The sequence below is a fragment of the Sphingobacterium sp. xlx-96 genome, assembly GCF_011007365.1.
Classification (GTDB): Bacteria; Bacteroidota; Bacteroidia; order Sphingobacteriales; family Sphingobacteriaceae; genus Sphingobacterium; species Sphingobacterium luzhongxinii.
The window spans coordinates 25,514-39,639 of record NZ_WFKM01000003.1 but is presented as its reverse complement, the minus strand read 5'-3'; the positions used below and the strand labels follow the sequence as shown (position 1 = coordinate 39,639).

General features: G+C 38.6%; 13 protein-coding genes. 4 read left to right on the top strand and 9 right to left on the bottom strand.

Annotated features, from left to right (window positions below):
• Positions 1-53 precede the first annotated feature (53 nt).
• A complete protein-coding gene (locus tag G7B20_RS05760) occupies positions 54-1,100 on the top strand; it encodes a DUF2157 domain-containing protein (protein ID WP_164109210.1) in 1,047 nt (348 codons plus the stop codon).
• A gap of 262 nt (positions 1,101-1,362) precedes the next feature.
• On the opposite strand, the gene G7B20_RS05755 is transcribed toward G7B20_RS05760, so the two are convergent.
• From G7B20_RS05755 to G7B20_RS05745, 3 genes are all read right to left on the bottom strand, one after another.
• The gene (locus G7B20_RS05755; protein ID WP_164109208.1) at positions 1,363-1,788 is read right to left on the bottom strand and encodes an OsmC family protein; all 426 of its coding nucleotides are present in this window, start codon (positions 1,786-1,788) and stop codon (positions 1,363-1,365) included.
• Positions 1,789-1,958: 170 nt separating this feature from the next.
• Positions 1,959-3,293, bottom strand: coding sequence for an SGNH/GDSL hydrolase family protein (locus G7B20_RS05750; protein ID WP_240465985.1), 1,335 nt, complete (start codon positions 3,291-3,293; stop codon positions 1,959-1,961).
• A gap of 5 nt (positions 3,294-3,298) precedes the next feature.
• Positions 3,299-4,519: an OmpP1/FadL family transporter gene (locus G7B20_RS05745; protein ID WP_164109204.1), complete on the bottom strand. Its 1,221-nt coding sequence runs from the start codon at positions 4,517-4,519 to the stop codon at positions 3,299-3,301.
• Positions 4,520-4,656: 137 nt separating this feature from the next.
• On the opposite strand from G7B20_RS05745, the gene tpx reads away from it, so the two are divergent.
• The 3 genes from tpx to G7B20_RS05730 all read left to right on the top strand — a co-directional run bounded on the left by tpx (position 4,657) and on the right by G7B20_RS05730 (position 7,513).
• Positions 4,657-5,154 (top strand): thiol peroxidase, encoded by a 498-nt coding sequence (gene tpx / locus G7B20_RS05740; RefSeq protein WP_164109203.1) that lies wholly within the window; start codon positions 4,657-4,659, stop codon positions 5,152-5,154.
• A 184-nt stretch (positions 5,155-5,338) separates the two neighbouring features.
• Positions 5,339-6,493 carry a GDP-mannose 4,6-dehydratase gene (gene gmd / locus G7B20_RS05735; protein WP_164109200.1) on the top strand — a complete coding sequence of 385 codons (1,155 nt, stop codon included), beginning with the start codon at positions 5,339-5,341 and terminating at the stop codon, positions 6,491-6,493.
• Between the two features lie 90 nt (positions 6,494-6,583).
• Positions 6,584-7,513, top strand: a complete 930-nt coding sequence (locus G7B20_RS05730) for a hypothetical protein (protein ID WP_164109198.1) — start codon at positions 6,584-6,586, stop codon at positions 7,511-7,513.
• Positions 7,514-7,938: 425 nt separating this feature from the next.
• On the opposite strand, the gene G7B20_RS05725 is transcribed toward G7B20_RS05730, so the two are convergent.
• The 6 genes from G7B20_RS05725 to G7B20_RS05700 all read right to left on the bottom strand — a co-directional run bounded on the left by G7B20_RS05725 (position 7,939) and on the right by G7B20_RS05700 (position 14,106).
• Positions 7,939-8,991, bottom strand: a complete 1,053-nt coding sequence (locus tag G7B20_RS05725) for a TerC/Alx family metal homeostasis membrane protein (RefSeq protein WP_164109195.1) — start codon at positions 8,989-8,991, stop codon at positions 7,939-7,941.
• Positions 8,992-8,993: 2 nt separating this feature from the next.
• Positions 8,994-9,965 (bottom strand): polyprenyl synthetase family protein, encoded by a 972-nt coding sequence (locus G7B20_RS05720; RefSeq protein ID WP_164109188.1) that lies wholly within the window; start codon positions 9,963-9,965, stop codon positions 8,994-8,996.
• 59 nt (positions 9,966-10,024) lie between these two features.
• Complete coding sequence (locus G7B20_RS05715) at positions 10,025-10,588, bottom strand: DUF3109 family protein (protein WP_164109186.1); 564 nt, start codon at positions 10,586-10,588, stop codon at positions 10,025-10,027.
• 8 nt (positions 10,589-10,596) lie between these two features.
• The gene (locus G7B20_RS05710; protein WP_317166220.1) at positions 10,597-11,349 is read right to left on the bottom strand and encodes a DUF3108 domain-containing protein; all 753 of its coding nucleotides are present in this window, start codon (positions 11,347-11,349) and stop codon (positions 10,597-10,599) included.
• A gap of 70 nt (positions 11,350-11,419) precedes the next feature.
• Positions 11,420-11,938 (bottom strand): DUF2480 family protein, encoded by a 519-nt coding sequence (locus G7B20_RS05705; RefSeq protein WP_164109182.1) that lies wholly within the window; start codon positions 11,936-11,938, stop codon positions 11,420-11,422.
• Between the two features lie 62 nt (positions 11,939-12,000).
• Positions 12,001-14,106: a SurA N-terminal domain-containing protein gene (locus G7B20_RS05700; protein WP_164109180.1), complete on the bottom strand. Its 2,106-nt coding sequence runs from the start codon at positions 14,104-14,106 to the stop codon at positions 12,001-12,003.
• Between the last annotated feature and the right edge of the window lie 20 nt (positions 14,107-14,126).

The following is a 14,126-nucleotide window of genomic DNA, read 5'->3' as shown; positions in this document are numbered from 1 at the left end:
GTTTTTTGGAATCCTAGGGGTTTTATTTGTAAATTGGACCTGTTAAACCAGGTATGACGAAGAAACTAGATTTAAGTAAGCAGGAAAAGGAAATCATAGACCAAGCATTAATGCATTGGCAAAAACAGGGTTTACTGGAAGAAAATAAGGTTTTAGAACTACAGGAGAGCATAGATGAACGTAGTTTTGAATGGAAAGTCTTGGCGCGATATGCATTTTGGGTAGCGTTGGCTTCTTTGATTTTTTCAGTAGTTTCCTTATTCGCGGATGATATGTTGGTCCGTTTTGTAGAACGGTTTTATGAAACGCCGAATATTGTGTTTTGTTTTTTCTTTGCCGCTCTGGCAGCACTTTTCTATTTTTTAGGATTTCGGAACAAAAAGCTATATCCAGATAAAACGTTTTCCAATGAGACCCTCATGTTGGCTGGTTCTTTTTCTACCGCTGCAAGTATTGGCTTTTTAGGACAGGTTTTAGATCGTAATACGCACTACTTCACCATTCTATTTTTTCTTTCGATTTTGATTTATGCAATTTTGGCCGTAAAGTTAAAATCTAAACTGATTTGGGTGTTTACACTTGTGGCATTGGGGATTTGGTTTGCTACAGAAACAGCACTTCATAGCGAGTGGGGATGGAAGTTTTGGGGAATGAATTTCCCTTTACGTTTTACTATTTTTGGAGGTTTGCTTACTGCCTTTTCGATTTGGATTCAACCGAGATGGAGCACTTTGGCTTATTTTCAATCTACTAGTTTTGTTATTGGTCTTTTGTATACCATGATTGCACTATGGTGTCTTTCAATTTTCGGTAACTATAGTGATTTTGAAGCTTGGACTGCTATACGTCAGTACGAGATTCTATATTGGGGTATACTGGCTATTACGGTGTCTTTGGGGCTTGCCATATATGGCTTGAAAAAGAAGGATACGGTAATACGTGATATAGGATTTGTATTCTTCCTATTGAACCTTTACACGCGTTTCGTTGAGTACCTTTGGGATAATATTAATCGTACTATCTTTTTTCTGCTTTTAGCAATTTCATTTTGGCTTGTTGGACGATGGTCTGAAAAGATATGGAAGAAAAGAAGTGTCTAGAAAGTCTTAAGGCGGTTTCCAAGGTCCCCCTACTTCTGGCCTTCCCACCGACGGGAAATTCTTACCCACAGCAAAATCTAAGGAATTGCAGTCGGTAGCTTCACGTCTTGACCTCCATATGCTATTAGTTCGTTCCTAAAGCTGTTGCTTCACAGGCAATACTTATTTAGCTTGTAAGGTGCTACTAGCGCTAGCCGAGCAACCAAGCCTTAACCTTTTGGCTTCTTTTCTGTCCAGAGAAAAGGAACGGGTCCTGTCTCGGCTATGGAGCGGCATTAATCTTGATGCTGTAGGTAATGTCTACGCCTCCTGCTGCTAACATATCATGCACAGAGCAATATTTTTTCACAGCTAGCTCTGCGGCTTTTTGCGCCTTGACCTCGTCGATATTTCCTTTCAGCAAGAAACTGATGTGAATCTTGGTGAAAATGTTAGGGATTTCGTCTCTTCTTTGACCTTCTACCTCCACCTGAATGTCTTGGATATCCTGTTTTTGTTTCTGTAAAATAGTCGTTAAGTCGAATACGCTACAAGATCCTAACGCCATTAATACGAGTTCCACCGGGCGTACACCTTTCCCTTCTCCGCCTATTGAATCGGGGCCATCAATGTTAACTTTGACTGTTGAGGAGTCACTAGATGCTTCGAAATGTACTGCTTTATTGATTCTTTGTAATGTTGTTTTCATCGTCTTTGGATTTATTGTCTATCAAAATTATAGAAAAGGACTATAATAAAAGAATAGTTGAGAAAAAAAGGTATATGGGCATATCGTTTTCTTATCGGATGGATGCAGCGTCCAGTCTGCAAAAAAAGAGCCTTTGTAATCACAATGGCTCTTTTAATAGTTAGGTGATCTTAAGGCATTTTGACTCCACGGCATTTTGTAGCATCTACTTTGTCGAGTTGACTGCCATATTTTGCATTGGTGGCTTCAATAAAGATGTTTGCCATGATTGCATATCCCATCGGGGTAAGGTGAATCCCGTCTAATGAAAATACGTTGCCAGTGATGTATTTATTACTAATAACGACTCCGTTGTAAACATAGCCATTCTTGACTTTGTTCAAGAACGAATGTATATCTGCTAGTGCAAGATTTCGGTTTTTAGCGACTTCTTGAATCTTCTCATTATATTGCGTAATACGTGTTTGTACTTCTACAACCTCTGCCTCGTCCAATACATATTTACTTTCAATGGGATTATTGGGATGAAGACCATAAGGGATTTTTAGTGCATTAGGCTTTCCTAATAAACCCGAAGAAGCAAAAGGCAGTACAAACATATCTTTGTCGGTAGCAGGTCTTGTCCCGGTTTTCGTTTCAATAAAGAGGGCAGTAACAGCCGGACCGCCTTGCGCTTGGGAGGCAGCACTCGCTGCTTGTAATAAGGCCTGTCTGGTCACTGTAGTTAGAAAAGGAACAGCCGATACGTCTGGAATGGTAGCTATTACTCCTTTTTGGTTGTTTTCCGTTAGTTTCGTAATAATTGTTCTTAGGTTTTTGCCAAAAGTAGCTGTGTCGGTAAGTATATTGGTTGCGTCTGTAGCCACTGCTCCGTTTGTGGCATAGCCCAAAGCATCATTGTTACCTAAACTAAAAGAAAAAAAAGTGTGATTTTTCGAGGTAGCATATCCCAAATAATTGGTTAAAGGACTTGCCCCATCGGGTAATAATCTTTCGAAATAGGGGTTACCCTGTACTGTTCCGACCCCCGGTTTATCGATCATATCTAGTCGCATTCCAGGAACACCTAGGTTATTGATCTCCTCCGTATATTTAGTGTATAGAGGTTTTCCGGTCGGCGAAAGTCCGCGTATCGCTAACTTGTCCGTTACGGCTTCGGTTACCGGTTGACCGTTTACTAGATCTTTTAATCGGATATAGCCCGAACCATTGGATTGACTTTCGGTAAAGAAAGGTGATTTGAAATCACCTCCTCCATGAGCCTTCATCTTTTCGGCAATAAGTAAAGGGAATGCTTGTTGCTGTCCCTCTAGATACAATCCGCCATCTGCAAAACCCGCAGTTAGTGAGTTTCCAATAGCTATGTATTTCGAGAAGTCTGCTTTTGCACTTCCTGTATTTTGATCTGGTTTTGCGTTGTCGATCTCCGGTGCACACGATGTGGCTATAGCGCAGGCAGCAAGGCCTATATAAAGTTTAATGTTGTTGTGAAGTGAATATTTCATAATTATTACCATTTATAGGTGAATGAAATTGCTGGCGCATGAATATTGGTCTTGAATGTCCCGTTCAAGCCTGTTACCGTATTTGTCACTGTACGTTCCAAAATTCGTTGGAATGTATATGCTCCTGTCAAGTCGAACTTTTCGGAAAGCATATAAGTAAAACCCAGTGATCCCATGACACGGTTATTGTCGGGAGTCTCTGCATATACATACTGCGGTCGTACCGGCGTGTAGACATAGCCAGCACCTGTACGGAGATCTAATTTATCCGTAGCTTTATAATTTAAGCCGACTTTTCCAGAAAAGGCTTTTTGATAGTTTTTAGGCTGATAAGTGTCTTCTAAGGCTGCTGTATTGTCTTTATAATCAAATGTTAAGGATTTGTAGATGTCGTAGCCTATAAATGTTGCATCGCCGGCAAAGTCCAGTTTTTCAGTCACAGGAAAAGTAATCCCTACATTAAAGGATGCAGGTAATGGCAATTCAGCATCAAAAGTAGTGGTTGGAAAAGAAGATGAGAGAACATCCGGTACGGTGAATTTTGCATCACCATCCTTTAACTTGGTGATTACTTTAGAGCGATAACTTAATGATATAGCAAACTCATCTTCTAAATTGTAATGAACCCCTACATTATAGCCTGTTCCTGTCCCCATACCGGACAGCTCTGCTCGACCGGGCTGGCCATTGGCATCAAAAACAGGAATCGATCTCGATAGGTCAACGAAGCCTAGATTGTATACAAATCCCCCACCGATACTAAATGCATCTGTGATTTTGAAACTCAAAGTCGGTTGTATATATATAGCGCGCATCTGTAGATGGTTTAGTTCAAATCTGCCGGGCCAATCCTGTCCCCAATCAACAGCGCCTCCGAATGGGGTGTAAATACCAAGTCCAGCTTTCCACCAGGTGTTTCTGGGGCCAAATGTTGCAAAAACTGAAAAGGGAGGGGTGATTTGGAATTTGGTGTCATACTGTTGTGTAGCATTGACTTCCTTAAAAGCAGACCTGTACATAATGGTCGTTGCACCCGCAGAAACGGCGTTATGGTTCATTTTGGCCAGAGCTCCTGGATTGTAGAATATACTGGATTCATCGACAAATAATGCCGAGCCAGAACCAGCCATCCCCAAGGCCTTTATTCCTTGGGTGTTCACTTGAGAGCCTTGCGCAAATAAGAGAGTAGGGCTAGCTAATAAAAAGGATAAAAGTAATTTTTTCATAAGCTTATTCGGTTACCAGAGTCTTTAAAATACAATGCTAACATAGCATTTTTTTTGCAGATAAAATAATTTATTGTCTTTTTTAAATAGCTGTATTCCTCTAAAATTGCTATATTGAAGCATTAAAAATTATTATCATGAGTCAAGTTTTGTTTAAAGGTATAACAGTCAACACGACAGGAAGTTTGCCTGCTGTTGGAACTAAAGCGCCGGAATTTTCGTTAACCGCGGCCGATCTCTCTCAGAAGTCATTATCGGATTTTTCAGGTAAGAGAATTGTATTAAATATTTTTCCGAGTATTGACACTGGTACATGTGCTATGTCTGTACGTAAATTCAATGAAAAAGTTTCGTCTTTAGAGAACACGGTTGTATTATGTATTTCTAAAGACTTGCCTTTCGCACAGGGACGATTCTGTGCAGCAGAAGGTATTGAAAATGTTGTTACATTATCAGAATATAAAGACAATAATTTTTCAGAAGTTTACGGTGTTCGTTTTTCAGATGGACCTTTACAAGGCCTATTAAGCCGTGCCGTTGTTGTTATCGATGAGACAGGGAGCGTGCGGTATACCGAGCAAGTTGAGGAGACTACCGATGAACCGAATTATGAAGCTGCTCTAGCATCTTTGTAGCCTGGCATAAATTATTCATATGTAAGCATCTCTTTTGTCTGCTGAGTTTGGACAGAAGAGATGTTTTTGCTTTTATACAGTATATCTATTGTTGACGGCTAAAAAGTTAATGCAAATAATTGTTTTTTTCGACCTGGTATTCGTAATCCAATGCATTTTATCTAAGTTTGGCTAATTTTTCATTATGAAGGAATCCACTATTCAAAAGGTAGCCCTTATTACAGGTGTTACAGGACAAGACGGAGCTTATCTGGCGGAGTTTTTATTAAAAAAAGGGTATTTGGTCCACGGATTGAAAAGAAGAAGTTCTCTTTTTAATACGGATCGTATCGACCATTTATACCAAGATCCGCATTTGGACAACAGAAATTTTGTTTTACATTACGGAGATCTTACAGATTCAACTAATCTCATTCGGATTATTCAGGAGACGCAGCCCGATGAGATCTACAATCTCGCCGCACAGTCACACGTTAAGGTTAGCTTTGACACACCTGAATATACAGCTAATGCGGACGGGATAGGGACATTACGTATACTGGAAGCGGTTCGGCTTTTGGGCTTGATTGAAAAGACCAAAATATACCAAGCTTCGACATCTGAATTATATGGTTTGGTACAAGCAGTACCACAAAGTGAGACAACTCCATTTTATCCAAGAAGCCCCTATGCAGTAGCAAAGATGTACGGTTACTGGATTACAGTCAACTATCGGGAAGCGTATAATATGTACGCTTGTAATGGAATTTTATTCAATCATGAAAGCCCTGTCCGAGGAGAAACATTTGTCACCCGGAAAATATCAAGAGCTGTGGCTAAGATTGCCTTGGGATTGCAAAATAAGTTGTTTTTGGGAAATCTTTCTGCGCAGCGGGATTGGGGGCATGCTAAGGATTATGTAGAGGCTATGTGGCTTATCTTACAGCAGGATGTTGCTGAAGACTTTGTTATAGCGACAGGCGTTACGACTACAGTTAGAGATTTTGTGCAGATGAGTTTTGCAGAACTTGGTATAACGGTGGAGTTTAGTGGTAAGGACGAATCAGAGAAAGGGGTTATCATAGATCGAGATGATAGTCGGTTAAATGAATTGGGAATAGATCCTGAAGGTGTAAAACTGGGACAAACAGTGGTGAAAGTCGATCCGAGATATTATAGGCCAACGGAGGTTGATTTACTCATTGGAGACCCTACAAAAGCACAGACTAAGTTAAACTGGAAGCCTAAATATAACTTGCAAATGCTGGTTTCTGAAATGGTTCAGTCGGATCTCCGATTGATGCGCAAGGAACAATACTTAAAAGAAGGTGGTTTCGAGACACTTAACTATTTTGAATAAGGTGTTTTTTGGAATAGTTTTTGATAAGTATTTTTCAGCTATGGAAAATAGAAGTTTAAACGCGATTTTGGTAATAATGGGAGGTATGAAATGGAAGTAAGAAATACATCTGTCGAAAGTGAGGTTCCGAACAATAAGAAGGATAATTCGAAGATTTATTTTTTTATGATTGCTATTGCTTCGCTTCTGGCAACAAATATTTATTTTTATGTGAAGTTCAAATCTTCGGGAGAGAAGCTTTACACCGTAGCCTTACAGAAAGAAAACCTGCAAATCGAAATTGATAGAATAGAAGCTGAATTAGATAATATAAAGAATCAAAATGTTGAGGGGTTACCCGAGAGTTTAATTCAAGAAGAACAATTTGCTCGTAAGATCATAGATGATTTACGTGCCGAGCTGGAAACTTCCCATATTTCTGATGCACAGATTCAGGCAGCCAAAGATCAGATTCAAAAGTTAAAGAAAAATGTTTCTTCGTTGAAAGATGAGGTTGGAGAATTGAAGCTTCAGAATGATGTACTTCTAAAACAGAACAAAGAGCTGAGTTCGACCGTAAAGGAGAAGATGGACCAAGTCGAAAGCCTGAGGGAACGAAACGACCGCCTAAATGAAAAAGTAAGCGTAGCCTCTTCCATAAAGGTCTCGAATGTGTTGGTTAATGGTGTTGAGAAAACACGAAAAGGTGCTTTGGAAATAGAAACTAAAGCAAAGCGTGTTGATGATCTACAGATAAGATTTAGCATTGCTGATAACCCATTGGCTAAAGAAGGCCGTAAAGAAGTTTTTGTCCGTGTCATTGATCCTCAAGGGAATCTTATTGCTAGGACAGGGGATGTGTTTTACGTAAATGGAGATAAGTTGCAATATACGTTTAAGGAAGTAATCAACTTCACGAATAAGGGCGAGGAATATCAATTTTTATGGCGCGATGCAGACCGCTTCAAAAAGGGGGCTTATACGGTCTTGTTATATGCTGATAATGCTATAATGGGACGTTCTAGTGTTGTTTTAAAATAACGAAATATTCTTTTATTAAATATTTGAAGCGAGATTTAATCTCGCTTTTTTGTTAGGTCGTATTTCGTAGATCCGTTTATACTTCGTGAGAAATCAATGAGCTCATTTGGTTCGGTTCAAATGGAAACAAGAATTTTTTTCATCTGTATATAATTTGGTTTTATGACGTTATTCTTTAGGGTAAGCATACTAGAGCTCTCCAGATAATATCGGGATTGGTTCGTCGCTGTTGGTGATCTGCCAACGGTGTGGGATCATAAAAGTGCTGCTTTTGAACTTTTAATGGTATGCTTTAACAGCAATAGTTGGTAATACCTTCTTGTTAATCTTCAGTAACAAAGCCTAAGCTTTATATAAAGCAAAAGCGGCCTACATTTTGTTTTAAAGTGTAGGCCGCTTTTTATGAAACTTATTTATAGAGTTTACTACTTGTCGTAATTCGCTTTCTTCGGGAAGACGAGTGATACAATGACACTAATTGCCAAAATGCTCAATATAATGATCAACGAATGTGTTGTCGTAAATCCCCAACCTTTTAACCAGTCGTGAAGTAACATTTTCGCGCCGATAAATATTAAAAGAAATGCTAACCCTACTTTGAGGTAATGGAATTTATGAATGATATTTACCAATAGGAAGAACATAGATCTTAGTCCCAATATAGCAAAAATGTTGGAAAAGAATACGATATAAGGATCTTTGGTTACGGAGAAAATCGCAGGAATAGAGTCTACAGCAAAAATCAGATCTGTAAATTCAATGACTAAAAGGACAAGAAATAGTGGTGTCATGTAGCGTACACCGTTTTCAATATGAAAGAAATGTCCTCCATCCATTTTTGGTGTTACTTTGAAGTATCTAGATGCAAACTTAACCACAGCATGGTTTTGTGGATCGACCTCTTCTTCTTGATTTCTGTTGATATACATCATAAACCCTGTATAGACCAAAAAAGCGCCAAATACATAGAGTATCCACCCGAACTTGGCTATTAACGCAGCGCCAACGAAAATGAATATGCAGCGTAATATAATGGCTCCAAGGATACCCCACACCAATACTTTGTGGTAATAACGTTCTGGGATACCAAACGAAGAAAATAATAACACCATAACAAATATATTGTCTACAGAAAGGGCGTACTCAACAACATAGCCTGTCAAATACTCTAGTGTAAGGTTCTTGTTATAAATATGTATACTTGCTGCGAGATCATTCTCTATGATCTTGATATCATGATAATGCTTGGCGATAACTTCTTTTAAACGTGCTAAATCGTGGACATCGTGCAATTCGTTGCCCCAATAATACAACACCATACCAAAACCTAAGGCAAATAAAATCCATATCACGGACATGATTGCGGCGGCTTTTAAGCTCACAGGTTTGTCACTTTTGCTAAACAGCCCAAGATCTATTGCCAACATGAGGATTATGAATATGATAAATCCTCCAAAAAACATTACTTCATTGCTCATTTTTATTTATTTCTTTCTGTCGTAAATTTTACTAGTTGTTTTAATCCTTCTTTATAAGGGTTATCTGGGAATGCGGCTAAAATGTCGAAGGCCTCCTGTTGAAACTGTAGCATCTTTTGCGTCGCGTAGTCTAAACCTCCGCTAGCGCGTACAAATTGAATTACCTCTTCTACTTTTTCGGAGTCTTCGTTATGATTTTTCACGAGATTGATAATTCTGCGCTTTTCAGCGGTCGAAGTATTTGCTAGCGCATATATCAATGGTAATGTCATCTTCTTTTCTTTGATGTCGTTACCTACAGGTTTGCCGATATCATCCAGTCCGAAATCAAATAGATCATCTTTAATCTGGAATGCTAAACCAATTTTCTCACCAAATAGACGCATTAACTCTACAGTATCTGTATCTGCTTTTGCTGAAGATGCACCGGATGCACAGCATGAAGCGATAAGAGATGCCGTTTTTTTACGGATAATCTCGTAATAAATTTCTTCTTTGATATCAAGTTTCCGAGCTTTTTCGATTTGCAAGAGTTCGCCTTCACTCATTTGTTCGACGGCCTCTGAAACAATCTTCAACAGCGCATGTTCTTCGTAATTTACGGAGAGCAGTAATCCTTTAGAAAGCAGGAAATCACCTACTAAGACTGCGACTTTATTTTTCCATAGTGCATTTATAGAAAAAAAACCTCTACGTTCATTTGCATTGTCTACCACATCATCATGTACCAGCGAAGCGGTATGAAGAAGCTCGACTAAGGATGCTCCTCTGTAGGTTGATTCTGTTATCTCTCCACAAAGTCCCGCAGTAAAAAATACAAACATAGGACGCATTTGCTTTCCTTTCTGTTTGTACAAATACTGGGTTATAATATCTAAAAGTGGAACAGAGCTTTGCATCGACTGCTTAAACTTTGTTTCGAAAATCGAAAGCTCTGTTGCTATGGGGCGTTGTATCTCCTTTAAACTAAGCATGAATGATGGTAAATACCAATTAGCGTCTATTTATACGCAATAAAGATAACAAAAATACATTAGATAGAATCTACGGATTCTTCTAATTTAGCATACCATGCTGCTCCATACTCTCGGATAAGTGGATCCTTTAAGAACTTGTAAACGGGCACTTGTAGTTCTTTTCCAAAACTACAGGCATCTTTACAAATATGCCACCTGTCGTAATGCAATACGTCAAATTGTGGATAGTGTGTTGTACGGATAGGGTACAAGTGACAGGAAATAGGTTTTTTCCATTCCACTTCGCCCAGTTCATACGCCTTTTCAATAGCACATTTTGTTATTCCGTTTTCCCAGGTCACATAAGCACATTCTTTGTTGCCATCTACGCAGGGAGTTGTTAAGTCTCCATCTCCATCGATGACATGTGTGCCTTGTTCTTCTACAGCTTTAATACCTTCTGGAGTCATGTAAGCTTTTATTTTTGGATAGATTTCTTTTAATATCGCTTTTTCTGATTCACGTAAAGGAGCTCCTGCATCGCCTTCTACACAGCAAATACCTTTGCATTTGGAAAGATTGCAAACAAAATCATTACCTATCAAGTCCTCGTGGACCAATACATTATCAACCTCAATCATAATCTTAACTATTTTGAATAACTTGCTTTTTTTCCCAGCTCATATTTTAACCCTTCGGCCTTGGTCAAATCCATTGTAACTGATCCGATCAAGATTTCTACCTGAGCTTTTACAGGAATGCGATTGCCATCGTTGGTTACCCATAGGTATAATTTACTGTCTTTTTTAAAGATACGTCCGGGTTTGATTTCTGGACTCAATTTAATACAGTCTAAAGTGCCTAAACTTGTTTTTATTTGCTCAGTACCTACATAAAAGACTTTTAGTTCGGCGACCTCATCGTTTAGAAAATAGGGGATTTTAAAGGAGTCTCCGCTTTTAAGGGAAGAAAGGTCTAGATTGCGTGAAAAGTAGTAGGCGGATAAAAGATCGAAGATTTGGGATGTTCTTCCTTTAAAAGTGCCTTTTGCACCTTTGACAGTTCCATTTCTATGGTCAAAGGTCGCATATTCCTTTCGTGTATAGCTATTTTCGTGGATATCCTCCGTATAGAGATACGGCTGGTAAGTATTGCCGTCTATATAGGAGTCATATTTGTTTCTTACCGTGTAAAATAGGGAGAATGCAGCGGCAGTCTGCCCAAAGGCATTGAGATGAAATGTATTCTTATTGCTAAATTGCAGTTTTGATTTATTGACTGATAATACCCCATGTGCTGCAGAGATTACACCGTATCTTAGTTTGTAAGATAACTTTTCACCTTCTTTAAAAGTAGGTTCATTAAGGTAGGGGAGTGTTTGTGCTGAGCTCAATGACATCATAACACATAGGATAAGTAATAAGCTGTAGAATTTTCTCATAGATATATGACAGGTGGAAATAGCATAAGGTTTAACTTTTACGTTTGAAGACCGGAACTGTGGAACAGGGTTCTCCATACATGATACTCTTCGCAACCTGTGTAAGTTTGTGGGTGAATAATACGAAGGCACTTTCAGGGATAAATACATCGCCACATCCTTTGACTACAATGCGTTGATCTTGATAGCGTGCGTAGTCTATTGATTGTATAGCCTCCGAAATAACATCGCGTAGAACCTCTTCTTGGGATCCGAAATGTAAGGATTTAGCAAATGGACTTAATTTATTTGATAGAATCATATAGGCCCAAGTAGGAACGATTGCATCTGTAGAACAGGTGATTCCTATGTGTTTGCCTGCGTATTGGCTCCAATCATGTTCCTTTACAAACGCTCTAAAATCCTTTTCTTTCAATATTAAACCATGGAAAAGGTTGTCCTTTATATCATAGACAAAAATACTCTCCTTTGGAGGAGCATACTGCGCTAAATCTATGGTTATCAATCCACTTTGAGCGACTTTATTAACAATATTTTCTTGGATATCCATATACTAGAAATAAAATAGCCGAACATGATCTCATGTTCGGCTATAAAATTAGTTATAATATCTTAATAAAACCTAATGCGATTGTCATCAATCTTCGCATTGTCTTGAAGGGCTTTAAAGATTGAGCCCCAAGAACGTTGCTGCTTGGATGCTAACATTTGTTTTTGTTGATTTTTACGCTCTGTGTCTACCATTTCTTTAGGATTTACAAAGCTATTTACCTGAACAGCATATATACCTTGTGTACCTTCAATTGCTTTTGATGGTTTGTTAGGTTGTAATCCGAATACAGTACCTATTACTGCACTTTCTAAAGAAACACCAGGAATAACAGGGTTGGCCAATACAATGTTTTCTACTGCTATAGCAGATTTGCCAATTTTTTGCGCTACTTGGTCAATAGAACTAACACCATTTAGTGCATTGTTCATTTTTTCCTTTAACATGCGCGCTTTTACAAGGTTTTTAACCCCTAGCTCGATATCACCTTTTATTGCCTCAAGCGACTGGATACCTTTAGGGTTGATCGCATTAACTTTAGCTACGATAAAATTGTTTTCTGTTTCGTATACTTTGTCAGAGACCTCATCTTTCTTTGCATCAAAAATCCAGCGGATTAGTTCTCTTGAAGCTTCAGCTCCATTTAGTGAGTTATCCATTGGTTGCACACGTGCAGCTTTTTGTACATTTAGATTTTGTTGTTTTGCTATCTCTTCGAAGTTAGCTGACTTTGCTGCAGTGAAGAATGCATTGGCTTTAGCATAAACGGCATCGGTTGTTTCTTTTCCTGCAGAAATTACTTTATCTAAAATTGCAGCTTTTACAATTTTAGAGTTTCCAATTTGCTTTTCGATTTTTAAAATGTGAATGCCGAACTGGGATTCAACAACAACTACATCTCCGGATTTACCATTGAATGCTGCTTCTTCGAAAGGTCCGACCATTTGACCTCTGGGGAAAGTTCCCAAATCTCCTCCATTAGCCTTGCTGCCTGGATCTTGACTGAATTCCACGGCCAAAGCCGAGAAACTTTCTCCTTTTGTAATAAGGCCTTTTATTGAATCTGCTTTTGCTTTTGCTTTATCAATTCCTCCTTCAGCGGTTGCATTTAAAAGAATGTGACTCGCTTTTACGGAATCTGGACTAAATTTGGAGTCAATTATTTTAGCAATTTCGTAAGCTCCGTTGGATAAGAAAGGCCCTACTGTAGTACCTTTAGCAGCATTGAATATAACAGAATCTAATGCAGGGCTCACTTGGCCTTTTCTGTAATAAGTCACAGGGTATTTGTTGTCAGAACTTCCTACTACAAATAATGAATCGTTTGTGGAAGCTGCTAGTTCGCCTTTTAAAGTTTGGATTGCAGCTAAAGTATTTGCTGAATCCTTCGCTGTAGCGCTAGCATCAAATAATACGTATTCAACTGCACGAGTTTCTTCTGGGTTTTTAAAAGCATTTTTATGCTTATCGTAATATTCTTTGTAATCAGCGTCTGTTAGCTTGATGTCTGCTTCATTGACCGAAGAATAGTCTAGTAAGACGTACTTGAAGTTGGCCAATTTGTTTTTAGCGGTGTATTCATCTTGTGCTTCCAAAGCTGTAACGTATACGGTGTTACTTACTAAATTTGAATATTTTTCAGTCAACCTTTGTGTACGGATATTTTCGAGGAGCAATTCCCACTGTTGGGCTACTTGAGCATTACCACCTTTAGCCTCATTAATAACTTGAGTTAGGTAATTACGATCAAATTGTCCCGTTTGAGGATTGGTGAAAGTTTGCATAATCTGTGGAGAAGGATTCGGCCCCGTAATGAGATCATTAAATTCTTTCTTACCGACCACTAGTCCTAGTTTTTCAATTTCCTTAGCGATCAATTCTTTAGATACAAATTGATTCCAAACTTGTTGTACAGCAAAATTTTTGATTTGTGGTGTTTCTGCACCACCCATTTGTTGCTGATACATTGCTGAAGTTTGTTCTACTTGAGCATTGAAGTCTTGATAGTCAATTGAATTGCCATTAATGTTACCGACTTCATTTTGCTTTTTAGCCCAAAAAGGCATTCCGGACTGAATGATGTCCCCTAATAAAAATGCAACAATTGCTAAACCGATTACGAATATTACCAATCCAGCACGGTTACGCAAATTACCCATTAATCCCATATTCTCGTATTGTATTTATG